The following is a 25,940-nucleotide window of genomic DNA, read 5'->3' on the forward strand; positions in this document are numbered from 1 at the left end:
TCATCCCTTTTGTGCTGACATACTAAACAGTGGCAATTAATCCTTCCTTATTTCAGCTTAGGCTTATATACTAACTTTTGTACATTATATTATATACAGTTTATTATAATAAACAACAAAACGGAGGGACAAACTTTGAAATCACCTATTCTTTCATATTTCATCTTATTTTTCGGCGTGTTCGCCTTATCAACTTCAGCAATCTTCGTAAAAATAGCAGATGCCCCTGCAGCAATCACTGCTTTTTATCGATTATTGTTTGCTACGGTAATTCTTTTACCGTTTCTAATATTTAATACAAACAATCGAAGCGAACTTCGCTCATTATCAAAAAAGCAATGGGGATTTGGACTCTTATCTGGATTATTTCTAGCAGCTCATTATGTCCTATGGTTTGAATCATTACAGTATACTTCTGTAGCAAGTTCTACAGTTATCGTAACGTTGCAACCTTTATTTTCAATGGTCGGTGGTTATTTTTTATTTAAGGAACGGTTTACGAAAGGTGCGATTATAGGCTGCCTTATTGCAATTTCAGGAAGTATCGTGATTGGGTGGCAAGATTTTCAAATTAGTGGCGAGGCTTTATACGGCGATATTTTAGCTTTTATTGCTGCTGGCGTCATAACAGCTTACTTTTTCATTAGTCAACATGTTCGTAAAGACCTATCCCTAATACCGTACTCGGTAATTAGTTATGGTAGTAGTTCACTCTTTCTCGGTATATTTGCTTACACACAGCAGTCATCTTTCTTCAATTACACTGCACAAACATGGTGGTCCTTTATAGGTCTTGCATTCATTGCAACGATTTTAGGACAAACAATTTTCAATTGGTTATTAAAATGGATGAGTGCTACGGTTATCTCGATGAGTATTTTGGGAGAAACAATTGGAACTTGTATGCTAGCCTATTTCATTTTAGATGAAACAATTTCTTTACAGCAAGGACTAGGAATTCTACTTATTTTCATTGGATTAGCATCATTTTTATTACAACCGAAACAATCAAATCACAATTTATAAAGTGAAACTTTAATCAGTGGGGGTTTTGTTCATCCCCCGCTGATTATTAGCCTTCACCAAGCTGGCGTTTACGGGCAGTTTATCTCCCACCTAACTTCTTTGCTCCAACCGAATTTTGAGGTGGGAGTTTTACTACCCACAAATAGCGGGATAAACAAGAAAAGCATGACATTAGTTTGTCATGCTTTTCTTGTTTATTTATTATTGCGGAGATTGTTCCACTTGCTTTTGCTTTAGCCTTTGCTCCAATACATGAATCATGAAGAGGAAATGCTCTGCCTCTCTTGTAACATGATCAGCAAGCAATGGATTAATAACACTTCGAATTTGGCATGTTTGAATTAACTCTAATCCTGCTTTTTTGAAATTCCTTAGCTCAACAGTGGCGTTTTCACTATCTTTATTCATTTTCCCTATAATTGGATATGTCGGTTCTTTTTGATATAACATTGATTCAACATCTCTAGCTTGGTTAAGCAGAATTTCGAAATCATCACCGAATTTCAACGCTGTATGAACAAGATTTCTTTCTGATTGATCCAATAATGATCCAATAAAACGTGAGTGTTCCATCATAATACGCAGCCAGAAAACATTCTCACTAATAATCGCATCTTGAATAGGATCCATTTTCCCTTCGTTAAACTTTTGAAGTGTCCGCATAAAATATTCTGCTTCTCGTGCAACATGATCCACTAAAAGTGGGAAATTAAACCCTTTCACTTTACAGTTGATGATTAAAATTAGTAAATTTCTTTTATAATTACGAAAAGCATACACTAACTGAATGCTCTCTTCATTTAATTGCCTAACTGCTTGAACAGTTTGCGGAATAGTAAATGCTTTTTGCAGCTGCCTATCAAACTGATTATAAAATTGTTCTACCTGCTGAATTAAATTTTTATCGTTACGGTTAAATCCCTCACCAAGAAACAAAGCATGCTCTTTCATAATACGTAACCAAAATCTATTTTCAGTTATAGATCGTTCAATAAATAATTGTTCTGTTAATGATTCAGGTGGAGCTGCTTTCAATTCCGGTGGCAACAGCATAGCCCGCTGTGGGTCCATAATAAAATGTCCAGGAATAGGTTGGTCTGTCGACATTACAATCACTCCTTGTTCCTTGAATGCGCAATTATGCTATGTATGAAAATAAATAAAATTTAAATATACTTATGCGATGGTTTTTTCAAGGTTTTTGAAATTTCCACATATGCATTCCCCTTGCACATAGAAATAGATTCTATTAAGTCATATGCTTTCCAGCTCAAGATGATTCCTAATGCTTCACCCGTTAAAACATCCGTTAAATAAAAATTGCTCTTTATTTTTAACAAACTAAAAAAGCATGGCGTCCTTTTGCCATACTTTTTTCAAAACAAATCGATATTTCCGTTCAATTTACACCTCTATTTATTATGTACAATCAAACCATTTGGTCTAAAACGACTCATCATGATTTCGTTAACAAATTTCCCATGAGCCTTCAAATTCCCAACCTTTACACCCTCTTCGATAAATCCAAATTTTTCATATAATACTTTGGCTCTAGGATTCGTTTCTAATACACCAAGCTCCACTCGCTCTAACATTAGCCAATTATCAGCTAAATCAAGCATTTTTGTAAGAAGTGCTTTTCCAATTCCCTTATTGTGATATTCACTATCTACTCCGATGAATAAATCACCCGAGTGAGATCTTCGTCCTGGACTTTGGGTTAAACCGACAAATCCAACAACTTCTCCATCATATTCTGCTACAAATTCAAATTGATTCTGTGCTAAATTTCGAATTCTATTCTCCATTGCATCTACACGCATACTAGGTAGGAAAACCATATATGGTAAAACATCATCTTGAATGCATATACGATGAATTGCTCTAGCATCTTGTATTCCTACTGCTCTTACATTAATCTCCATCTTTCTCCCCTCCATTCAAATATCATATTCTAATATCCAATATTAAAATCCTGCCTACCCTTATTTCTTTGTGTTATTTTTATATAATTATTTCGATATAAAATTTATTTTTTGAACATCATCTCTTATATTCGTTCAAAATAAAAAAATTACTTAGAAGATGCTAAGTGATTTTTTGTTTAATTTTTCACCCGATTATACAACTCAAGCAGTTCTTCTACTGGAATACCGTTTATTTTCATACCAGTTATATTACAATTTTCTATCTCAACGTTTTTAAGATTACTATTACTTATTGTACATTCTTCCAAATCACATCTTTCAAATAAAATAGGTTCCTTTTCCGCTCCAAGATTTGTATTCTTGAATTGAACTCCACCTAATGTCACCAAATTAAATTTACTGCCCGAGAGATTTAAATCCGCATATGAGGAGTTCCTTAAATTTATATTTTTAAACTTTGATTGACTTAAATTACAATTACTCATATTAATATTCATTACATTGCTATTAACAAATGAACTATCTTTTAAATTCACTTGATAATACTCTGTATTTGCCAAATTACAGTTTTCGTATTGCCCACTTTTCATATCTTTATTTTTAACTAAGTTCTCTTCGCTTGAAGCTGCCTTTATTCTTTTCACATAGCAATACTCATCTTCTGTTTCATAAATTGTTTCAAAGCCCATTTTTTTATAAAAATGGTGATTATTAATTTGTCTACTAGACGTCTCAAGATCCCAAATCCTTACGCTTGGAAACTCTTCTTCTATTAAATCGATAACTTGTGACCCAATTCCTTTCCCTTGATGAATAGGATCTACAAATATACGATCTATTCTACCGTAAGACTTACCAGAAATCGTAACTATAATTCCACCGACAATTTCTTCATCCAGTATAACTTTACAATAATCCAATTCTTCAATCGAATATATAGTCATCTCAACTGAAGAATATCCTGGTGGTTGAATGTTATAATCTACAATTTTCTCTTGATCAGGCAACCATTGTTTTGCTTCTTCATCGAATGTCCTTTTCATTATTTCTGTTAACTTTTCAGCATCTAAGATTGTAGCTTTTTCAATAGATATTATCGTCATTTTGTTTTCCCCTTAAATGTTATAAACCAATAACTTATATGTACAACAAAGTTATTAATTCACTTTTGTTTTTAATACTTTTCCCATTATTACATATGGAACATCATCTTTACTTGGATGAAATGATTCCAATACATTTATCCAATCTAATTTTCCATATAAAGAACGCGCTTTTTCATTGTTTATTTGCGTGGTTAAAACACTCGTTCTATTTGGAATCCCTTCTAATAATTCATTATGTAATTTCGTTCCAAGACCCTCATTTCGATATTTCGGGTGAACTGCTAACTCTACAAATTCAAAACAATTTTCTAACCATTGGTCTACTTGTTCCGAATTTAATGATTTTCTCATTAATTGATTATAGTACTGTCCTTCCAAAGAACGATAACCATAAGTAAAACCAATAACTTCATTTTCATCATTTATTGCTACTACTCCTTTAAAATCTGTATATCCCATATGTCTTGTAATTCGTTCTACCATTTCATCAAAATTTCTTTTATCAAACACTTTACAATATAGTTTTGCCATATTAATAATTATGGCCTCATCTTTTCGTATAGGTAATATTGTCATTTCATCACTCCTATTTTTAGTGATTATATTTACTAGCACTTATAAATAATTATAAAATAAAGAATATTAAAACGGAATATGTATCTTCTTATTCATTTACTAAGTACAATAAAAAGCTCTGGAGCATTTTTATAAAAAAATTCACGCTTCAGAGCTTTTGTATATTTTTTGTTGTTTCTTCGTTATGCACCTTCCGTGCCATAGTCTTCAATGGTTAGCTTTACATTATATTTGATTGGTGTCTTACTAAACACTTTATCCCAATCCTTTTCAACTTTCTTCCATACTTTTGGATACTGGATTTTCAAACTAGTATTAAAGCCAGCAACATCAGTTTTATATTCCTTTTGAATTTTTTGTAATGTCTGTTTCACTAATCGCCTCACTTCTTGCTCCGCAGATTGTTCCGCCCTTTTGAGAAATGTATTTTTAAAAGCCTCCTCTGACTCAGACCAGTTTTCGGATAACCTTCCCACAGACTGCACATTGACATCGAAAGAGATTTTATCCCCTTTAACATGGGGCGTAATTTTACTTTTTATAGATTTCACTTCATACATAACTAATTTTTTTGTCTTTTTATCATAACTTTTCACTAAGCCACTTTTCCCTTTTGCGGTTATCCACATTAAGCCTTCTAATTCATTCTCGTTCAAAAAGCCACGGAGTTTTTTTGTGCTCCCCTTAATTACAGCAGCACCTACATATTTTACTTCTCCGTTTATGGAAATCACATTCGGTAAAAGAAAACTCGCCCCAGATTTCACCTTTCCTGGTAGTTTTGCAAGTGGCATCGGCGATAAGATTCGTGAGGATCTATATTGATTATCCTCGATTTCAATCAAGCGAAATGCTGGAATTTCCCCAGGTTCTTTTGATTTTAACGCATCACTAGCTATCCCTTTACTGACCATAATAAAGCAACTAGGTCTCATCTCATTATCACGAACGTAGATGTCCAATAACTGCGTTAAATTATATGTTCGGGCGATACTTTCACTAACAACTATTACTTTCGTATGATGAAAAATGATAGGCCTTTGCCTTCTTAATGCAACTTCACGTATTGATTGATGAAGAGAATCTCCTGTTTCTGCAACATTCATATAAGCTTTTTGTTGTGATACTCCACCTTTTCCTCCGTCTGATGATGATTGTGCTTTAACAAATTGGTAGGTGGTTGTTATTAAATTCTTCTTTTTATATCCACCGCCCTTTTCTTCAATTTCTTTTTCAATCTTTGTTTCTTTTTCCTTATCTATTGCTAAACCTACGGCGAAACCTAACTCCTCAATTTCATGACTACTCCAGCATCCTGTAAGTATTAAGAGAAAAACTATTGACGCTATGCTTATAATAATTTTTCTACCTTTAACATTTTGGTTCATGCCTTTTTTTTCCTCCCCTTCGAAATCATAAGAAGAAGAAACGGAAGAATACCAAATAAAATTATTGCTGCGTTACTAATCATATTTCCAAATTCAAATAACTCATTTATGTTTTTTGGAACTTCAGCAACGATATATATTACCGGAAGTAATCCATACAAAAAGGAATGAATATTTTTATTAAAGAGCTGCGCTAACCCTAAAGCAGCTGCATAATAACAAATTGTATATGTTGCAAAGATTTGCATAATCCATATCACTAATAGTAAAGATTCGAACCGTTCAAAAATTAAACCTTGAATTTCAAAACTTCTCATAAGGTCAATTGTAGGCCATGTTCTCAGCAATACACCATCGATAGAAAACGCTCCTATAACCATTACTACTGTAATAACATAAAAAAATAAAGGAATCGTAGTGCCAATTATAACAACTTTTACTGCTTGAGACGGTTTCTTCATAAATGCTAAAAGTAACAACATAATTTCAACACCCGAATATGCCATAGTTGTTGTTTTTAGGCCTTTTAATGCCGGAACAATCCCTAATCCTAATACAGGACGAAGATTATCGAGTTCAAATATTCCTATACTCATAAAAGATGTCACTAAAAAAATAAAAACTGTAATTGGAAAAATAATTTCAAATAAACGTGCTATCGCATTTATTCCGCCTAGATTTAAATACAGACTTATCCACATGAATGGTATAAGAATAGCCCAGTCAGGCGTACCTTCTAATAGAAAGAAACTTGTTATACCTTCCAACGTTCTAAGTTCAAAGGAAGAAAGTGTTAAAAAGTAACCGATAATCAACAAACTAATTAACACTCCAAGCCATTTCCCTACAAGTTCTTGGCTATATTGATAAAATGTTTTTTCAGGAAATTGTTGACTTAACTTCACGATAATTATGCCTGCAACTATCGCAATTAATCCTCCTAAAATAACCGTTATCCAAACATCAGGAGTTTGCACTTTCTCAGCTGCTGTTCTAGGTAAAGTGAGGATTCCGACAGCAAGTATATAATTGATAAGAATCACAGCTGCTTGTGAAGTGGGAATTTTGTCCTTTGAGTTCATAATCATTCCTCTTCACTTCCTTTCCGTACATAGTCTTTTAAATTCAACATTTTTGGACGTCGCTTCATCATCTGAATTGGCATACGAACAATAAAATCCTTCCAATCGGTAAATTGATATAAGACAGCCGGGCTAGCATAAGGTACACCAAAACTTTTAAGCCTTGAAATATGACTGCATATAAATAAGAAAAATAGAATAACTCCATATAATCCGAATATAGCAGCGAAAAACATAGCTACAAAGCGAAGAATACGTAATGGAATTGCTGTACTATAATGAGAAAGTGCAAAAGAAGAAATAGCTGTGGCCGCCACAACAATTACCATTATTGGACTCACAATTCCAGCTGATACAGCTGATTGCCCAATGATTAATCCTCCTACAATTCCCATCGCTGAACCAATAGGCTTAGGTAGTCGTAGCCCTGCTTCTCGTAAAATTTCAATTGCAATTTCCATAAATAATCCTTCTATAATTGCAGGAAACGGGACGCCTTCTCGCCCTCCTATAATTGAAATGGCTAACTTAGTTGGAATCAATCCAGGATGGAATGAAATAAATGAAATGTACAGAGCGGGAGCAAATAGAGAAATAATAGCCGTTCCAAAGCGCAATAACCGAATCAGCGTACCTGGTATCCAGCGTTCATAATAATCTTCGGGTGATTGCATCATCATACTAAATGTAACCGGAACAATTAATACAAAAGGTGTTCCATCTAATAAAATTGCAACCCTTCCTTCCATTAATGCAGCGATAACTTTATCAGGACGTTCCGTACTCTGTACTTGCGGGAAAGGACTAAGATAATTATCTTCAATAAGTTGTTCTATATAACCTGATTCTGGCACATTATCAATATTAATTTTCTCAATTCTCTTCTTAACTTCTTCTACTAATTCTGGATCAGCAATCTCTTTCATAAAGGCAACAACCAAGTCTTTCTTAGCCCGTTCTCCTACATGAAATTTCACTAATGATAATCCTTCATTTTCACCGTGTAACCGTAACAAAGCAGTATTGTCCGATAAAACTTCTGTGAAACCTACCCGTGGACCCCTAACCGATCCCTCTGATATTGGCTCTTCAATATTACGTGTTTTTCCTTTTTTTGTATTAAGTATGAATACATCTGATAATCCATCAATTAATAATGCCGTTGAACCCATTAACACCTTTGACATCATTTTTTGCACAGATTGTACTTCTTCCACTCCACTAATAGGAAGAACTCGGTTTTTAATAAACTCTTTTGAAACACTATCTTTCATATTAGATGATTCATCTTTATACTCATCAGGAAAATTACACATTAATGATTTCATAATGTGCATATCAATAAGATCTTTATCTGACAGCCCTTCTACAAAAACAAGAACTGCGCGGATGCTAGTCCCGCCGATATTAAACTCTCGACAATAAACGTCCGAATTATCAAGAGCCTCTTTTTTTATTACCTCTAAATCTAAGTTGAAATCACCTGTAAAATAGGCTTCAGGAACTTTAGTAGGCTCATCTTCATATGTATTACTTTGATTTTCACTTTGATTAACCATTGAATCTTGAGCTTTCACCTTCATCACTCTTTCTCCAAAAAATCTTCTTATACCATTCTTCTTTACATATCAATATTTGTTTTCACTTGGATGTAGTTCGTTAGATTATTCTTTTTCTAATGCGCGAATCCAACTAAAAAATCTTGAAATTATATATGGAATGAACAGTACGATAAAGGCTTGTATAAACACTTTCCACTCAGGTACATACGAAACAATCGTGTCCCACATTTTAATCATCCTATAACAATACATAATTTTAGAAATTCCTCACTCAATTGGAATTTCTTATGAATTATTATGTCTGATAAGAAAAATTTTAATGCACTTAAAACTTCATCATACATTTCATCTATTTTTTTCGTTACATATTCAAAATGATCATTCTATATCAGACCAACAAAAAAGAAGGTGGCCTAAAAATCAGTTTTACTGACTTTATCGGCAACCTTCTTTTATAAAGTATCTTCTTTTTGTAATTGCTTTTCTTCTTTCCAAAGTTTTCCTGGCCAAAAAGCGAAACGTCCTAATACAACTGTAATTGCTGGTACTAATAATGGTCTCACAATAAACGTATCTAGTAATACACCGATTGCAGTCACAATACCAAATTGAACAAGAACTTGGATTGGCAACGTACCTAATACTGCAAAAGTTCCTGCTAAAATTAAACCAGCTGATGTAATTACACTTCCTGTTTGTATAACACCATTTTTTACTGCATCTACATGATTTTGTTTCTTTCTATTTTTCCATATTTCTGAGACCATAAAGATATTATAATCTTCTCCTAAGGCAACTAAAAATACGAATGCATATAACGGTATCGCGCCTTGTATTGCGGGAGCTCCCATACCAAAGTGAAGTACTATCCATCCTGCTCCTAGCGCTGAGAAAAATGATAAAACGACAGTTACAATTAAATAGATCATCGCGACGATAGAACGTAAGTAAACAAGCAATAATAAAGCGATAATACTAATCATCACAGGAATAATAACCGCTTCATCACGTTCTGTTATTTGTTTTGTATCATATAAGGAAGCTGTTTCCCCGCCAATCCACAATTGATTTTCTGCATTACTAATCCCTGTGTCTTTTAATACTTTTTTTACACTATTTTTCAATTCAGGGATTTGATCTAATGCTTCAATTGAGTATGGGTTTTCCACTAAAGAAACTTCATACATTTGCAATTGATTATTTTCTTTTCCCTTCATTGGTTCTTTCACTTTATTAACAAAGGATAATTTCTCTATTTCTTGTTTAATAGGTAAATCTTTTCCTTTTGAATCAACTACAATCTTTACTGGTGCTAATTCTCCAGCTGAAAAATGATCCGTGATTAATGTAAATCCTTCACGTGATGGCATATCTTTCGGGAATGATTCTAATAAATCGTACGTGTATTGAATACGTGGTACAAATGAAGCCAATCCTCCTAATAAAAATACAGTTAGCATAATAATTGTCCACGGTTTACGTACAACAATATCACCAATCTTTTTACTAAAGGCCCCCTTTGTAGTTTTTACTTTTAAAACTTTCTTTTTCGCAAACTCTTCATTCATTGCAGTTGTTCTCGGTATGAATGGGAAGAATGCAACTCTACCAAAAATTAATAATAATGCCGGAAGAATTGTTAGTGCAGCGATTCCCATTATGAAAACAGCAACACTAAATGGTACTGCAAATCGATGAAAGGCTCCATAATGTGCAAGCAATAATGTTCCTAATCCTAATACTACAGTTAGTGCACTCATTATAATTGCACCACCTGAAGCTTTTATCGCAAGTTGCAGTGCCTTATATTTACTTTCTTCTTCTAACAGATACTCCCTATACCTTGAAATTAAAAATAAACAGTAATCCGTTCCTGCTCCAAACAGTAAGACAGTCATAATTGATATAGCCTGTGCATCTACTTTAATCCATCCATTGTCTGCTAAAAAGCCCAGTGTCGGACTGATAATTCCATATGCAAAGCCAACAACAAGTAAAGGTAAAATTGCTAAAATTGGAGAGCGATACAATAAAATTAATAAAACCAATACAAGTAATACAGTAGCGACTAATAATTTCACATCAGCTTGACTAAATAAACTTACCGCATCCGTTTGAATACCTACCGGTCCAGATAATCGAACATGTAAACCAGAGTCGGTAATTTTTTGTTTGAACGGATCTTCATCCACTTTACTATTCACTATTTTTCGTAACTCTTCTAAATTACCTTTTAATATATCCGTTCCAGCAGATTTATTAAAAAATATTGGTGTGACAAATGATGTACCATCTTTTGATGTACTTTTTGACAATACTTGCTCTGGAATTGTATCAAATGGTGGTAATGTTGATTGTTCTTTTAAAGGACTGGCCTTTAATTCTTTATAAACGTCTTGTATGAGTTTATAATCCTTTGACTGTAATCCACCATCTCGATGCCATACTACTAACAACGGATTTCCTGCATTATTAGGAAATTCTTTTTTCATAAGTGCTTCAGCTTGCTGTGACATAGCTGTTTCAGGTAAATTTTTCGGATTCGGTTCTTTCATACTGTTTACTTGTGGCAACGTAAATGAAAGTACCAATGTAATAAGAATCCAAACCGATAAAGTTATCCATTGCGTATTCTTCCCTGCTACAAGCTTCCCTAACATATGTAACGGGTGCTTTTTCATAAAAACCCACCTTCCTTTTCCCCACCAATATTAATTATATATACTGGTCGGTTAATTAATCAAGAATGATTAAAAAATTATGTTATAATTATCTCAATCATAAATGTCAGGAGCGAATGTATTTGGATCAAAAACAACGTCCTCTCGGAAGGCCTCGTCAAAATAAAAATACAAAATCTACAAAAGCAATCATTTTAGAAGTTGCAACTAGGTTATTTCTCACTCAAAATTATCAAGTTGTTTCGATGGATGAGGTCGCGAAAGAATGTGGTGTTACAAAAGCAACCGTCTACTATTACTATTCAACAAAAGCGGATTTATTTACCGCTACTATGATTCAAATGATGGTACGAATAAGAGAAAATATGGATCAAATCCTCTCTACAAATAAGACTTTGGAAGAAAGATTATTGGACTTTGCTACAGTATACTTACACGCAACGATGGATATTGATATGAAGAACTTTATGAAAGATGCAAAACTATCCTTATCTGAAGAGCAATTGAAGGAATTAAAAAATGCCGAGGATAACATGTATGACGTATTGGAAAAAGCACTCGATAATGCGACGGCCCTTGGAGAAATACCTAAAGGAGATCCTAAATTTGCTGCCCATGCTTTCGTAGCTTTATTATCAATCGGGAATTTTAAAGATGAGAATCACAATCCTACTCTTGCAAATATAGATGAATTAGCAAAACAAATCGTTTCGTTTTATTGGAATGGGTTAAGTCATCAAAATTAAATTGATTATATTTAATAAAGAGCACGTTTGAAATTCCTTCAAACATGCTCTTTATTAATTTAAGGGTTTTATTTATATACTAGCAATTAGATTATACTTTAGCACCGATTAACAAAAGATTCTTATCTACAGCTTTTGAATTTGTGCATTTATATTCCCCTTACTTAATCCACCATGGTAACAAACTACGGATTCTATATCTAAATCTAAATACTTTTTCAAAGACTGGTGTGCTTCCTTTACATCCAAAGTAGTCGGGGCATGAATTCCCCCTAAAATTCCGTTTACGCTATACATTGAATCCCCAGCGATAAGAGTTTTACTTTGTCTCAAATATAAACTAATATGACCAGGAGTGTGCCCTGGGGTATGAATAATAAGAATACCACCGCAATAGGAAAGTTCTTGACCGTCAATCAAAGTATCATCCACTTTTCCTTTCGGAGGATTCTGTACTTGTGCATCCTTCAATAAGGGTAACTCCCCCTCGATATATGGCTTGTCTAGCTCGTGAGCATAGACTGTTATATTACTTCCACAGTTTTGTAATAGTTCAGGAAGACTACCTATATGATCTATATCCTGATGCGTCAAAATCACGACTTTTAGTTTACCAAACGATACTCCAACCTTATCCATTTCTACTTGTATATCTTCAATTTGTCCAGGAAATCCAGTATCTATTAAAACTGCCATTTCATCATCCCATAAAAGAATTGGGTGAATAATATACCCTTGGAATTCAAGATGTAACATCTCTACTCCTTTAGCAATCTCCATAACTTTATGCTCCTTTATGATAAAGTTTGAACATATGTACAAGTACACCGAAAATATAAAGCCACGCTATCTTATAATATGTTTTTTCATCCCAATTGAGAATGCCTCAAACCCAATAGATTCATAGTAAGATTGCAAATTTTCTACACACATAAGTTGTGGAATAACCTTATTGTGTTCACAATGCTGTATTAATCGTTTCACTATTTCTTTCCCAATGCCACTAGACTGATACTTTGGCAATACACCTACTCCACAAATAATGCCTGTTATTACTCCATCTGATATAACACGCCCCATCCCTACTAACTTCTTATCATCAAAAACATAAATTACATGCCAACTTTGTTTACACATTTGTTCCAATTCATTAACCGTTAATTTAAGAGAATTCCATCCTAAAGATTCATATAAGGCTAATAATCCATTGAAATCCGTTGGATGTTCAATTGTGTAATTTATACTATTATTCATGTGAATACTCCTTATTCTCTCGTTTGTTTGTATTTCATAAAATTACCCTTAATATGAAATTAACTTAAACAAACTTCAATAAGAAAAATATAATTCCTTCTCAACATAAAATAAAAAGAAGTTAACCTCACCTAAGTTAACTTCTTTTATATAAATCTATCATTATATTATCAACCAAAAATCATACAGCTACAGACGATAAGAACAAACAAAACTAATAAACTATTTGAGAAATAACCCATAGAATACTACCCCTTTATTTAATTATGTTAAAGATTTTACCATAAAATTATTTATAGCATAATAACTGAAAAAGACATTACATGCATTAGTTATATGTATTTAGTAATATTTTATTTTCTATCATATTCTCCTACCCCAAAAACACCTCTTATACTCTTCTACCTCTGTTTGTATAGTTCCAAAAATAATAACATAGTAAATATTTGTTTACTATAATCAATTAAACAATTTGATTAATCATTAAAATAGTAATAAAATAATTACTAAATACATAAAGGAAGCGAAAATAATGCCCCAAAACGAATTATTAAACGAATACATGAATTTATTATTAAATATGTCAGGTACTTTCAAATTATTATCAGAGAAATCCACTGAATTTACACATTTAGAGCAACACATAGTTGAGTATATTGCCCAGAAAAAGGTCGCTGTAAATTTAAAAATGATTGCTAGTTATTTAAACATACCTAAACAACAATTAAGTGTAACCGTTCGTAATTTAGAGAAAAACGGATACATTATAAAAAAACAAGATACAGTAGATAAACGAGCTGTTTTAATTTCCTTAACAGATAAAGCTGAAAAAGCACATTATGAAAGATGGAAACAAATTTATAATAATTTCACTAGTAATCTTGAAAAACTCAATGAAGAAGATCAACATGATTTAACTTACGGACTGTATAAAACAAATAAAATGCTATCAAAAATGCTAAATAACGACTAATCATATATATATAATATTTTTTATTATTAAACGGAGGACGTTTCATGGTTAAAGAAATAGATTTACAATCAGTTCAAGGTACTATGCTTATTCCACTATGGGGACGAGCGTATGGTAGTGAGAAAAACAAGGATATTTTAGATGATACGGAAGCTATTCGGATTATTAAAGAATGCGACTTTGATTTCTCTAAAATAGCAGATACATTTGGCGAATACGGATGTATCACTTACATTACCCGTGCACGAAAAATTGATGATACTATAAAACAATTTATTACAAAGAATCCGAATGCTACTATAGTAAATATCGGTTCTGGACTAGACACTACTTTTTCAAGAATTGATAACGGTACTATACAGTGGTATAACCTTGATTTGCCTGATGCGATCGCTTTCCGCAAAACATTAATTGAAGATACACCACGAAATATAAACATTGCCAAATCATTTTTTGACACTTCTTGGTTCAACGATATAAAATATGATCCAAAAGACGGTATTCTTTTTATATCAGCAGGTGTGTTTTATTACTTTAAAGAAGAGGAACTGAAGGAGATAATTGTCGCTATGGCAAAACGTTTTCCTGGAGGAGAATTATATTTTGATGCTGAATCAAAGTTCGTACTGACGCTTTCGAATGCTACTGTAAAAAAATCTGGTAATAACGGTGCTATGATGTATTTTTATGTAAACAATCCAAAATCAATAGAAAGATGGTCTTCTAACATAAAAATATTAAGCTGTTCCCCTTTCTTTAAACATATACCTACAAATAAAGATTGGGATGGAAGTACACGAATCATGATGCGGATTGTAAATTTAATAAAGATGTTGAAGTTCGTTCATATACGGTTTGAAAAATGATTAATCTATAGCTTATATATTATATCGTATACAAAAAAGACCTCGATTTTATTAAATTCATATAATAATAGGATAGTTAGTCCATTATGAGGGCTAATTATCCTTTTTTATTTACATAATGAATGAAATAAGCAAAAAAATAAACATTCAGTTTAATCAGTATAATATAGATATATACCTTGAAACGTTCGTTTGGTTTTGGGAAGAGGACAAAGCCTCGGTGCGAAGGCAGCACTCCACTTTCGAGGACATTAAATAAACAATCCTAATTTGATTAGAGGTAGCCTAAAGATAAACAAAGGACGGGAGAGTATTTTAATGAGAGCTCAAGAAATACCCATTGTTAATAGAAAGGCTTACCCTTTACTGAATTCGGAAGGAGGACATGCTTCAGTTATAATTTGTCACTATTTGGGTTATAAATCAGTCATTTTATCTTTATCTGGATTTCCCCCAAAACTAATGGGCTGTTCTCCTTTTCAATAGTTTCGAGTTAGGTCCGGGATTTCTAAAGGTCGCGTACGTTCCAAACAATCTCACCACGCTCGTCCCACGTACTGTGATGCCTCTCAAATCCTATCTTCTCTAACACCCGGAAAGACGCAACATTCCAAGCGCCTACAGTCGACCAAAGTCTGCGGCGCCCGGTAGCAATCGCAGCGTCCAGCACAACGGATGCTGCCTCAGTCGCATAGCCTTTACGATGAGCACTGCGGAACAACTCGTATGCGATCTCCGGCTCTTCCAGTGTGGAACGACCGATAATCAAGCCACAGTATCCGATGAAATCACCTTCGTCTCGCCTTCGAATAGTGAGAAGGGAAATACCATTTTCACTTGCTTTCTTACGCATCTCGATAAGCATGCTACGAACGGCGTCAAGGGTTGGCATATCCACACCACGTTCGCCAATTAATTCTCTCATCCAGGCTGAATCAGATTCCTCCCACATACTCAAATCAAGTCGTTCAGTTTTCAGCTGGAACTCCATAGCTTTAAATAAAGTTGTCATAGTGGAAACCTCCTAGTTATGTCACTGCACTCATAATAGCTTCGCACCTCATCACCACATCAGGTTGGAAACCCGGCTATTTTCCAACTCTCGCGAGAATTTATAGCAACAGTGTACAAAAAATTAGTGTTATTTTATGAATAGGTAATTACCCTACAAAATAGACCTTTTTATCAAACTTTTTTCAAAACTAACTATAATATAAAAGCAAAAACATATTATACATATCAAATAGGTCCTTGCCTTTACTTTTATTGACTTCAACAACTATAACCTAAATATAATTCGGACGAGGTCTTTTTTACTTATCTTTCAACTAAGCTAATTGCTAACTCACGTTTGTATCGAATAGATGTGAAACCTTCACCTACAGGTAGTCCATAAGCTGGTCTTTCATCTTGGTATTTAAATCCAACTGCTTCATAAAATGGAATCCCCATAGCATTATCTTTTGCAACTGAAACCCATTGTTCTTTTGCACCACGTTCAATTTGATCATTTGTAATTATAGAAAGTAATTCTGTACCGATACCTTCTCTTTTTCTATTTGGATTTAAATATATTACAAATAACTCTGCTGTTGCTTTACCAGTGAAACCACCAGCACCGAGTATTTCTCCATTATCACTTGCAACAAACCAACCATTCCACTCTTGCTTTTCTATATTCAATCATATTGCATCCTCCCAAATTATAAATAAACAATTCACACATTGTATAATTCAATATTCAAACAATTAATCCTATCCGTGTTTTTATACTATATTTCTAAAAACTCTATAATCGTTTCACATACATTATCTGTTTCTTCGATATCTGGAAAATGTGCACTATTTTCAAATATAACAAGTTTACTATTTTTCATATGACTCGTTATCCTTTTGCTCATTTCCACACCAGTATTATAGTCATGCGCTCCAACAATGACACATGTATCTTGTTCCAAATCATTAATGCGCTCAATAAGCGGTACAATTGATTTCGTTTCAAAAATAACTTTACTCATCTTCCCTGTATTACTTAAATGACTTTCTTCCCAAAGACTACGATTTAACTTTGCAAATTCTTGATTTTTAAACAATAGCCGATCAACAACTTCAGTATCAACAATGTTCCAAACTTGATTATTTTTTTCTTTCAAGGAGATTTCCGACTTACTAATTATAGATATTTGTTCTTTCATTTTCCCTTCCGTTACTTTTAGGAACCCTTCTATCTGCACATTATACACTTCATCATAATCGTCTAATAATGGTGCCTGTAATACCATTTTCTCAACTGCTTCTGGGTATTTTAAAGCATACTCTAAACAAAGTTGTCCACCAAAAGAATATCCTAACAAATTTACCTTGTTTATATTTAATCGCTTTCTTAATTCCTCCAAATCTTCTGCTAAAGTATTTATAGAATAGTCATTGTCATCTTGAGGTGCCTCGCTACGCCCACATCCTCTTTGTTCATAATAAACTACAGTTAAATATTCTTCTAATTTCATTCCCAGAGTTCTCTCAAATACATAATGATTACCGCCTGGACCTCCATGTACAATAATGAGAGGAACTGTATTATGAGCTGCCCCTGCAACTTTACACCAATGCTTAATACCGGAGACATCTAAATAAAGTTCACGATCTTTTAACATATAATTAGTCACTTTTCGTCTCTCCCTTATGTATAATACCCTTACTATTAGACTTTCATTTTTAACTAGCTACTAAATGTATGAGTTTTCCTTCCGACTAAGTCCTACTCCAAAATGAATTTTATCCCACCACAAATCGAGATCACATTCACTTATATTTTTTCTTTACATACTTAGCTCTCCCCTTTAAATTGATATTAATTTTTCAACGGGCGAATAAACGCTACATTTTTCCATATAAAGTCCAAACAAATAGTACAACGAAAGCTGTACCCTTATACAAAAAAGGTACAGCTTTTTAACAACATACACTAAAAGGTTTTATATATTTAAATGTTGAATTAATAAATTTAACATCCATTAAAATTAATGATACTTATCCATAGGAGGTTTAATAACATGAATGAATCTGAATTTTACTCGTATCACATCGTTACAAAAAATAAAATGAAACTTGGACAAACAATCCACTTTGATAAAAATCAAAATAATACCCTATATCACTTCTTTTTTGAAAGAGAACAATTAAATTCTAATGGTGAAGACTCCATTCAAATTTTAAAAAGTCATTATACTAATGAGGAATTACATATAAATAATGAAAATGCTAAAGTAGTTATAAATTATATAGATCAAACAATTAGAGCGGTTAGAGAAACGATTGTCGAAATGGTTAGGCTGCAAGAATATCCTGAATACCCTTCAAGGTTGTCTTGCTTATATGCTTCCAAAAGCTATGAAGATGCTTTGAAATGGAAAGCGTTATTTGATTCTTACAACCGAGAAGTTTTGCAACTTGTTAAACTACGAGTAATCGGAAGGTCATTTGAAGGTGACGGAAATCTTTTACCGAAAGAAGATGGTATTCCTTTCGCTCAAAAAATTGAACAGGCTAGAGAGTATTGGAAAGGAAACGTTAGAAATGAACTTCCTGAGCTACTAATTAATGGGAGAATTGAAGTGGTAGAAATTATTGATGATTTTTCCCAAATTCATATTTAATTCCTGACTAAATATTATAGGATGGAGATTACAATGATGAAAAAAGTGTACTTCAATCATGATGGTGGTGTAGATGATTTAATTTCATTGTTCCTATTACTTCAGATGGACAATATTGACCTCACAGGTATTTCTATTATCCCAGCAGATTGCTATTTAGAACCAGCGCTATCTGCAAGTCGTAAAATTATCGATCGCTTCGGAAAAGGTAATATTGAAGTAGCAGCGTCAAACTCTCGTGGGAAAAATCCATTTCCAAAAGACTGGCGGATGCATGCATTTTATGTAGATGCTTTACCAATTTTAAATGAGTCTGGGAAAGTTGTAACACCCGTAGCGGCCAAACCTGCGCATCACCATTTAATAGAAACTCTTCTACAAACTGAGGAGAAAACAACTTTATTATTTACAGGTCCTCTTACCGATCTTGCCCGTGCACTATATGAAGCGCCTGTAATCAAAGAAAAAATTGAAAGCCTCGTTTGGATCGGCGGTACATTTCGTACTGCGGGCAACGTACATGAACCTGGGCATGATGGAACAGCCGAGTGGAATTCGTTTTGGGATCCCGAAGCAGTCGCTCATATATGGGGCACTAATATAAAAATTGATTTAGTAACACTAGAAAGTACAAACCAAGTTCCGCTAACTTTAGACGTACGTGAACGCTGGGCAAAAGACCGTAAATATATTGGTGTCGATTTCCTTGGTCAATGTTATGCAATGGTCCCCCCTCTCGTTCACTTTTCAACTAACTCTACCTACTATTTGTGGGATGTATTAACTGCTGCTTTTGTTGGGAGAGCTGATCTTGCAAAAACAAAAACGATTACTAGTATCGTTCATACATACGGACCCAGCCAAGGACGTACAGTGGAAACTGCTAACGGAAGACCAGTAAATGTCGTTTATGATGTGAAACGTGATGCATTCTTTGAATATATTACTGAATTAGCTAAAAAGGCTGCTAATCACAACCAGTGTTGAAAGCCGTATAAACCCAGGTGATGAGCCAGCAAAAAAATTTAGAAATTGGTTGGGACTAAATATTTAATTATTAAAAAGAGTATTGAATTAATTTTCAATACTCTTTTTGTGCAGTTAAATTGCATTTGATCAGAATAAGCATCAATTTAATTAGAGTTAGGTTTTACAGATTAACCATTTCATAACCATTTACAAAGTACGTTATTGTTTCTAGCTCATCTTCATTTAATTCTCTATCTAGTTCTTGTTTATATGCTGCTTTTATCTTCTCTTCATCGCCTTTATGAGTTTCCGTATAAGTTCCTACTGTTTTTAGCAAATGAATTTCTTGTAAAAACTCATCACGATTTATAGCTGCCCCATGGGAAAGAATATATGTCTCAGCATCAAATTTCTCTAATTCTTGTATCAATTTAAACGTTCGTTTCGTTGTATAGTTCCGCTTTGCAGAAAAGATATCTGCATATATACAGTCTCCTAAAAACAAAATCTTTTCTTCTTTAATATAAATAACAACAGAGTCATGAGAATGGTCTCCGCCCACATGCTCTAACACACATGTCACATCACCAAGGTCTAATTCAAGTTGTTTCTGAAAGGTTAAGGGCGGCGGAAGAATTTGAATATTTCTTGGTTTTTCACTGAACTCTTTTTTTATACAGTCCGCACAAAATTCAATTTCTGTACCTTCTTTCACTCGTGCGTCCAATGCCTCATCCGACCACTCATAAGAAACTAGTGTCTGCATCTCTTTTTTTGTTTCAAAATGTGCGATAGACAATGCATTTTGTAATACAGGCAATCCAAAAATATGATCCCAGTGCCAATGCGTTAATGCTACAAAATCAGGATTTGAGATATTTTGCTCTTTTAGCATTTCTAAAAACAATTGTGCATGTGCTTCTGAATTACCTGCATCTATCATCAAAGTCTTTTCTTTTCCAACTACCATTCCTAAAATAGGTCTATCTGTCTCTGAAACAGGTGTCATATACCAAAATGAGTTTCCTATTTTTTTAATTTGCTGCATAACTATTGCCTCCATTTTATGACTGTGTAACAATTTCCAGCCGAGAAATTTCTTTATTCTTTATTTTGATTACTAGTAAATAACAATGTCAGAAATGAAATCATTCTACATTTTTTATTATCTAGTGAAATACAAATACTAATGATAATTTTGACAGGTAATCCTTTCTCTATATTTGTTACCTTTAATCTATTTTACGCTACGAACTTGCCTTTAAATTATATTACAATTTGTATAAATGAGATACATTTTACAATATCGAAGGGGTGTTGAACCGTGAATACAAAGGAAACAATCATGCCCTATTTCGGTAATGTGTTAACAGGTAAAAAGTTGATTAATGAATTTAATAAGGAGGGCTACCATGTTATCAGCTGAATAAAAAGCAGCAACTATACAGTTGCTGCTTCCAACATTTCTTTTTGTATTTCAACACGTTTGATTTGGTGAGGGTCTTTAGAAAGAATTTTAAATGCATATCCTTCGCTATTCACTGTTTGTCCTTCCTGGATATCATAATTCTGCATCAGAATCCAACCACCAATCGTGTCAACATCACTATCATTCATATGTAATCCTAGTAAATCATTTAATTCGCTAATTAATACTTTACCTTCTACGACAACATGACCTTCATTCATTTGCTGGATGGGTGGACGCTCATCTTCATCGTATTCATCACGTATTTCTCCTACAATCTCTTCCAGAATATCCTCAATGGTTACAATACCAGCCGTACCGCCGTATTCATCATATAAGACAGCCAACGGAATACGTTTCTTTTGCATTTGTAGTAAAAGATTATGTATTGGTATGGTCTCAATTACTTCAATTACTGGACGCGTATACGATTGAATAGAACTGAATTCTTTTGTTTCCTTATTTATATAACGAATAAAGAAATCTTTCACATTCACCATGCCAATGATTTCATCTTTATCTTCCCCAAATACTGGGTAGCGTGTGTACTTTTCATCACGGATTATTTTCATATGGTCTGCTAAAGAATTATCTACATGTAGCCCTATAATTTCTGTACGAGGGACCATGATTTCTTTCGCAATACGATTATCAAATTCAAAAATATTATTTACATATTTGTATTCAGCTTGATTAATTTCTCCACGTTCATAACTTTCAGAAAGAATCAATCGTAATTCTTCTTCTGTATGTGCTACATCATGCTCTGATGCAGGTTTTAAGCCGAACATTCCGGTTATCATCCTTGCAGAGCCATTTAACAAGCGAATAAACGGATACATGATTTTGTAGAACCAGATAAGCGGAGCCGAAAGTAATAAAGTAACCTTCTCAGCCTTTTGAATCGCCAATGTTTTTGGTGCTAATTCACCAACTACAACATGTAAGTACGTCATTATAGTAAAAGCAATTCCTAAAGATAATACACCTGCAATGGAAGGATTGATGTTCCACTTATCAAATAAAGGATGTAAAAGTCTCTCAATCGTTGGTTCACCTAGTGCTCCAAGTCCCATTGCTGTAACTGTAATCCCTAATTGACAAGCTGACAAATATTCATCCAAGTTTGATGTCACTTTCTTAGCTGCCAGCGCACCCTTCTTTCCTTCTAATACAAATTGATCAATCTTTGAACCTCTTACTTTTACAATAGCAAACTCAATTGCCACGAAAAATGCAGTACATGCGATTAAAACCGCTACCATGATTAAATTAAATATGTCCAACTAATTCCCTTAGCTTCCTTGAAACTAAAGGATTCACCTCCTGATATATTTTCTCTTTCCATACCTACAATTTCATACACTTTAACATGAGATTGAATACAATCTACATTCTCAAAATGATGAGAGGTACTTTGAGAAAATCGAGGTCATTTAGCCACCTATCCGAGTCAACATCTGAGTCCAATACATTTCCACCGCCTTGATTAAATTATCTATATGTTAGCATGAGAAATAAATCCCAGTCAACGTTAACATTTGAAATACCCTGAAAATTAAACAAAGAACTTCTCTCCCCTGTTTCCTTAGATTTCTTAATGCGTGCACCAAACACTATACCATACCCTCCGCTTCCACTAACTATATTATTTTTTGTTCATTATTTACATTCCTTCTCACAGTAAAAAGTAAAGCGCAGTAATTTTTATCAGACTTTTCGAAAACACTTTGACACACATATTAGCCAATGCTAATATGAATGAAGAATAAACACATTAGTAATGACTAATACGATTGGAGTGAATACGATTGTGCAACTCAAATGACTTAGATATTAAAGCCAAATTTATTCGAGGCTTTGCTGATAAAACAAGACTTCAGATTCTTCAATGTATGTTAGATGGTGAAAAAACGGTATCCGAAATTGTAGAAATCACTAAAGGAAATCAGTCAAATATCTCACAACACCTAAACTGTTTAAAGGGCTGCGGCATCATCCTAGGTAGACAAGAAGGAAAATATGTCTACTATTCCTTACGCAGTACACAAATTGAACAGTTACTTACAATGTTCGATGTTGTCTTTCATGAGGTACAAAATGAAGTAGCATCATGTGACAAAAACGATGGTTGTTTATCTCAAAAAGGAGAGAACTGACATGACAGATAAAAAGATGAGCGGAAAACAAGCGAATTGCTGTCAAGATTCTTCCATAGCACCCACAAAAGAAGAATTAGCAACGGAAACTTCATCGTGTTGCTCTTCAAAAAAAGAGATTCCAATTATCCCTATTACTAAGGAAATCTCTTGCTGTAGTAGTAACAACAATTCTATTAAAACTGAAACCTGTTGTTCATCTGAATTAGACCTATCCAAAGAACCAGTGACATCAAAATCTTCTTGCTGTAGTGACCCATCAGCTCTTCTTAATACTCAAAAAATATCAGGAGATGGCGTACAAACTTATCTTGTAGAAGGTATGGATTGTGGGGCATGTGCTTTAACAATCGAAAAGCATCTACACAACGTTTCTGGCGTGGAAGAAGTTCGAGTAAACTTCGCTACTGGAAAAATGCATATTCGTCATGACCGGAATGTGGATGACATTATAAAAGAAGTGTCTAACGCAGGATTTGAAGCGTCTCTAGCTGGAGCTCGTAGAGGGGCAACACCTGTTTCAAAATCAAAAAATACAACTTTGATTCTCTCAGGTTTATTTTTAGCTTTAGGATTTGGAGGAAGTTTTACAATCATATCCCCTCTTCTTATTACACTTCTCTATGCTATGAGCATTGGTATTAGTGGTTATAAACCTGCTAAAAGTGCCTTTTATGCAATTAGAAGTAAATCGCTCGATATGAACGTTCTCATGATATCAGCCGCTATTGGTGCTGCATTAATTGGTCAATGGCTAGAAGGCGCAACAGTTGTTTGGTTATTTGCATTAGGGGCAACGCTACAAAATAAATCAATTGAACATACACGAGAATCTATTCGTGGATTAATTGATTTAGCACCATCAGAAGCTTGGATAAAAATTGGAACTGAACTTATAAAAAAATCCGTTGATGATATTGCAGTAAATACAGCGATTGTTGTAAAGCCAGGTGAGAAAATCCCATTAGACGGCACAGTTATAGGAGGCACTTCTACTGTAAACCAAGCGCCGATAACTGGTGAATCAATCCCAATTGATAAACAAATTGGTGATTCCGTATATGCAGGAACGATTAATGATGAAGGTTCTCTTGAGATTACAGTCACTAAACTTGTTGAGGATACTACGTTATCTCGAATTATTCATCTTGTAGAGGAAGCACAGGAAAATAAAGCACCGACAGAAGCATTTGTGGATCGTTTTGCAAAAATCTATACACCTATCGTTTTTGTATTAGCAATTGGTGTCATGATTATCCCTCCCCTTCTTGGTATGGGCGAATGGATGGAATGGTTTTATAAAGGATTAGAACTTCTTGTTGTTGCGTGTCCTTGTGCTTTAGTTATCTCAACTCCTGTTGCTATTGTATCTGCAATTGGAAATGCAGCAAGAAACGGTGTACTCATTAAAGGTGGTACTGCTCTAGAAATCGCAGGTTCATTAAATGCTATTGCGTTTGATAAAACAGGAACATTGACTGAAGGAAAACCAAAAGTAATGCATGTACGCAGCGTAGATTGTACTGAAGATGCGTTATTATCCATCGCAGCAACAATTGAAGAATACTCTAATCATCCCATTGCCAAAGCAATTACAGCATATGCGAAAGAGCATCAAACTTCTATCCAAAGCGGAACAGACTTCCGCACCATTGTAGGAAAAGGTGCGCAAGTAACGATAGATGGCGAAACATACTACGCTGGAAATAAAGCATTATATGAAGGTTTTGGAGTTTCACTTCAAATGTGGAACGAACCGATTCAGGAGATGCAAAGAATTGGTCAAACCGTGATACTTGTTGGAACGAACAAAGTCATTTTAGGAATGATTTCAGTAGCAGATTCCATTCGTTCTACTACTTATGGAACAATTCAAGAATTAAAACAATCAGGTATTCGGGAAACTGTTATGTTAACAGGAGACAATGAAGGAACCGCAGAACACATTGCACAGAAAGCAAAAGTAGATCGCTATTTTGCTAACTTACTTCCAGAAGATAAGGTTCATTCTGTCAAACAACTTCAATCTGAAGGAAAAACAGTGGCTATGATTGGGGACGGCATAAATGATGCCCCTGCCCTCGCTACTGCAAACCTAGGGATTGCAATGGGCGGTGCAGGAACTGATACCGCAATGGAAACGGCAGATATTGTATTAATGGCAGATAATCTTGAAAAACTTCCTTATACAATGAAACTTAGCCGGAAAGCATTGCACATCATAAAACAAAATATTTGGTTCTCATTGATTATTAAATTTATCGCCCTTGCCTTTATCTTCCCAGGTTGGCTTACTCTTTGGATGGCTGTCCTAAGTGATACAGGCGCTGCACTTATTGTAATCCTTAACAGTATGCGTTTATTACGGAACAAATAATAAGATAAGGAGCTACTGAGTAGCTCCTTATCTTATATACAAATTGAATTAGGATGTAGAAATGTTATCATTTAGTGGACGTTTACAAAAATAAGCGTTACTGCGAGAACAACTGATTTACTA

23 protein-coding genes and 1 pseudogene are annotated in these 25,940 nt (G+C 34.0%); 8 read left to right on the forward strand and 16 right to left on the reverse strand.

The features are described 5' to 3' along the window. Nucleotides 1–135 precede the first annotated feature (135 nt). Nucleotides 136–1,026 (forward strand): DMT family transporter, encoded by an 891-nt coding sequence (locus tag JTF23_RS17105; RefSeq protein ID WP_070128356.1) that lies wholly within the window; start codon nt 136–138, stop codon nt 1,024–1,026. A 201-nt stretch (nt 1,027–1,227) separates the two neighbouring features. On the opposite strand, the gene JTF23_RS17110 is transcribed toward JTF23_RS17105, so the two are convergent. The 9 genes from JTF23_RS17110 to JTF23_RS17145 all read right to left on the reverse strand — a co-directional run bounded on the left by JTF23_RS17110 (nt 1,228) and on the right by JTF23_RS17145 (nt 11,349). After that, nucleotides 1,228–2,133, reverse strand: coding sequence for a DUF2935 domain-containing protein (locus JTF23_RS17110; RefSeq protein ID WP_002109881.1), 906 nt, complete (start codon nt 2,131–2,133; stop codon nt 1,228–1,230). A gap of 305 nt (nt 2,134–2,438) precedes the next feature. Then, complete coding sequence (locus tag JTF23_RS17115; RefSeq protein WP_204209245.1) at nt 2,439–2,951, reverse strand: GNAT family N-acetyltransferase; 513 nt, start codon at nt 2,949–2,951, stop codon at nt 2,439–2,441. A 179-nt stretch (nt 2,952–3,130) separates the two neighbouring features. Further along, nucleotides 3,131–4,057, reverse strand: coding sequence for a GNAT family N-acetyltransferase (locus JTF23_RS17120; protein WP_204209246.1), 927 nt, complete (start codon nt 4,055–4,057; stop codon nt 3,131–3,133). A 54-nt stretch (nt 4,058–4,111) separates the two neighbouring features. After that, nucleotides 4,112–4,636, reverse strand: a complete 525-nt coding sequence (locus JTF23_RS17125) for a GNAT family N-acetyltransferase (protein WP_204209247.1) — start codon at nt 4,634–4,636, stop codon at nt 4,112–4,114. A gap of 182 nt (nt 4,637–4,818) precedes the next feature. Further along, nucleotides 4,819–6,024, reverse strand: a complete 1,206-nt coding sequence (locus JTF23_RS17130) for a Ger(x)C family spore germination protein (protein WP_204209248.1) — start codon at nt 6,022–6,024, stop codon at nt 4,819–4,821. Then, nucleotides 6,021–7,112, reverse strand: a complete 1,092-nt coding sequence (locus JTF23_RS17135) for a spore germination protein (protein WP_199661257.1) — start codon at nt 7,110–7,112, stop codon at nt 6,021–6,023. The genes JTF23_RS17130 and JTF23_RS17135 overlap by 4 nt, the downstream gene beginning before the upstream one ends. Further along, nucleotides 7,109–8,689, reverse strand: a complete 1,581-nt coding sequence (locus JTF23_RS17140) for a spore germination protein (RefSeq protein WP_204209249.1) — start codon at nt 8,687–8,689, stop codon at nt 7,109–7,111. Before JTF23_RS17140 ends, JTF23_RS17135 begins: the two co-directional genes overlap by 4 nt. 81 nt (nt 8,690–8,770) lie before the next feature. Beyond that, nucleotides 8,771–8,896, reverse strand: a complete 126-nt coding sequence (locus tag JTF23_RS28140; protein WP_000263529.1) for a hypothetical protein — start codon at nt 8,894–8,896, stop codon at nt 8,771–8,773. A 224-nt stretch (nt 8,897–9,120) separates the two neighbouring features. Then, nucleotides 9,121–11,349: an MMPL family transporter gene (locus tag JTF23_RS17145; RefSeq protein ID WP_204209250.1), complete on the reverse strand. Its 2,229-nt coding sequence runs from the start codon at nt 11,347–11,349 to the stop codon at nt 9,121–9,123. A gap of 122 nt (nt 11,350–11,471) precedes the next feature. Here JTF23_RS17145 and JTF23_RS17150 point away from each other — a divergent pair, with 122 nt between their 5' ends. Then, nucleotides 11,472–12,095: a TetR/AcrR family transcriptional regulator gene (locus tag JTF23_RS17150; protein ID WP_002109870.1), complete on the forward strand. Its 624-nt coding sequence runs from the start codon at nt 11,472–11,474 to the stop codon at nt 12,093–12,095. A 126-nt stretch (nt 12,096–12,221) separates the two neighbouring features. On the opposite strand, the gene JTF23_RS17155 is transcribed toward JTF23_RS17150, so the two are convergent. Both JTF23_RS17155 and JTF23_RS17160 read right to left on the reverse strand, forming a co-directional pair. Continuing rightward, nucleotides 12,222–12,875 carry an MBL fold metallo-hydrolase gene (locus tag JTF23_RS17155; RefSeq protein WP_204209251.1) on the reverse strand — a complete coding sequence of 218 codons (654 nt, stop codon included), beginning with the start codon at nt 12,873–12,875 and terminating at the stop codon, nt 12,222–12,224. Between the two features lie 66 nt (nt 12,876–12,941). Then, a complete protein-coding gene (locus tag JTF23_RS17160) occupies nt 12,942–13,349 on the reverse strand; it encodes a GNAT family N-acetyltransferase (RefSeq protein WP_199661262.1) in 408 nt (135 codons plus the stop codon). A gap of 532 nt (nt 13,350–13,881) precedes the next feature. On the opposite strand from JTF23_RS17160, the gene JTF23_RS17165 reads away from it, so the two are divergent. Further along, on the forward strand, nt 13,882–14,322 hold the full coding sequence (locus JTF23_RS17165) for a MarR family winged helix-turn-helix transcriptional regulator (RefSeq protein WP_204209252.1): 441 nt from the start codon (nt 13,882–13,884) through the stop codon (nt 14,320–14,322). A 44-nt stretch (nt 14,323–14,366) separates the two neighbouring features. After that, on the forward strand, nt 14,367–15,188 hold the full coding sequence (locus tag JTF23_RS17170) for a class I SAM-dependent methyltransferase (RefSeq protein ID WP_204209253.1): 822 nt from the start codon (nt 14,367–14,369) through the stop codon (nt 15,186–15,188). 508 nt (nt 15,189–15,696) lie between these two features. Here JTF23_RS17170 and JTF23_RS17175 read toward each other — a convergent pair. The 3 genes and pseudogenes from JTF23_RS17175 to JTF23_RS17185 all read right to left on the reverse strand — a co-directional run bounded on the left by JTF23_RS17175 (nt 15,697) and on the right by JTF23_RS17185 (nt 17,842). Further along, nucleotides 15,697–16,200, reverse strand: a complete 504-nt coding sequence (locus tag JTF23_RS17175; RefSeq protein ID WP_002200529.1) for a GNAT family N-acetyltransferase — start codon at nt 16,198–16,200, stop codon at nt 15,697–15,699. A gap of 305 nt (nt 16,201–16,505) precedes the next feature. Beyond that, nucleotides 16,506–16,871, reverse strand: a pseudogene (locus JTF23_RS17180) (GNAT family N-acetyltransferase); the annotation flags it as partial. 89 nt (nt 16,872–16,960) lie between these two features. Continuing rightward, nucleotides 16,961–17,842: an alpha/beta fold hydrolase gene (locus JTF23_RS17185; protein ID WP_213020092.1), complete on the reverse strand. Its 882-nt coding sequence runs from the start codon at nt 17,840–17,842 to the stop codon at nt 16,961–16,963. A gap of 399 nt (nt 17,843–18,241) precedes the next feature. Here JTF23_RS17185 and JTF23_RS17190 point away from each other — a divergent pair, with 399 nt between their 5' ends. Both JTF23_RS17190 and JTF23_RS17195 read left to right on the forward strand, forming a co-directional pair. Next, nucleotides 18,242–18,844 carry a DUF2441 domain-containing protein gene (locus tag JTF23_RS17190; protein WP_002200532.1) on the forward strand — a complete coding sequence of 201 codons (603 nt, stop codon included), beginning with the start codon at nt 18,242–18,244 and terminating at the stop codon, nt 18,842–18,844. Between the two features lie 21 nt (nt 18,845–18,865). Beyond that, nucleotides 18,866–19,831, forward strand: coding sequence for a nucleoside hydrolase (locus JTF23_RS17195; protein WP_204209255.1), 966 nt, complete (start codon nt 18,866–18,868; stop codon nt 19,829–19,831). A gap of 163 nt (nt 19,832–19,994) precedes the next feature. Here the strand turns inward: JTF23_RS17195 and JTF23_RS17200 are convergent, their stop codons facing one another. Together JTF23_RS17200 and JTF23_RS17205 are read right to left on the reverse strand one after the other, a co-directional pair. Further along, nucleotides 19,995–20,876, reverse strand: coding sequence for an MBL fold metallo-hydrolase (locus JTF23_RS17200; RefSeq protein ID WP_204209256.1), 882 nt, complete (start codon nt 20,874–20,876; stop codon nt 19,995–19,997). A gap of 377 nt (nt 20,877–21,253) precedes the next feature. Continuing rightward, the gene (locus tag JTF23_RS17205; RefSeq protein ID WP_002200535.1) at nt 21,254–22,567 is read right to left on the reverse strand and encodes a hemolysin family protein; all 1,314 of its coding nucleotides are present in this window, start codon (nt 22,565–22,567) and stop codon (nt 21,254–21,256) included. Between the two features lie 525 nt (nt 22,568–23,092). Between JTF23_RS17205 and JTF23_RS17210 the strand changes: the two genes are divergently transcribed. Together JTF23_RS17210 and JTF23_RS17215 are read left to right on the forward strand one after the other, a co-directional pair. Further along, entirely contained in the window at nt 23,093–23,440 is a 348-nt protein-coding gene (locus JTF23_RS17210) for an ArsR/SmtB family transcription factor (protein ID WP_002109853.1), read from the forward strand. 1 nt (nt 23,441) lies between these two features. After that, a complete protein-coding gene (locus tag JTF23_RS17215) occupies nt 23,442–25,817 on the forward strand; it encodes a heavy metal translocating P-type ATPase (protein ID WP_204209257.1) in 2,376 nt (791 codons plus the stop codon). The last annotated feature ends 123 nt before the right edge of the window (nt 25,818–25,940 follow it).

It is taken from the genome of Bacillus sp. RIT 809 (genome assembly GCF_016892495.1).
GTDB lineage: Bacteria > Bacillota > Bacilli > Bacillales > Bacillaceae_G > Bacillus_A > Bacillus_A cereus_U.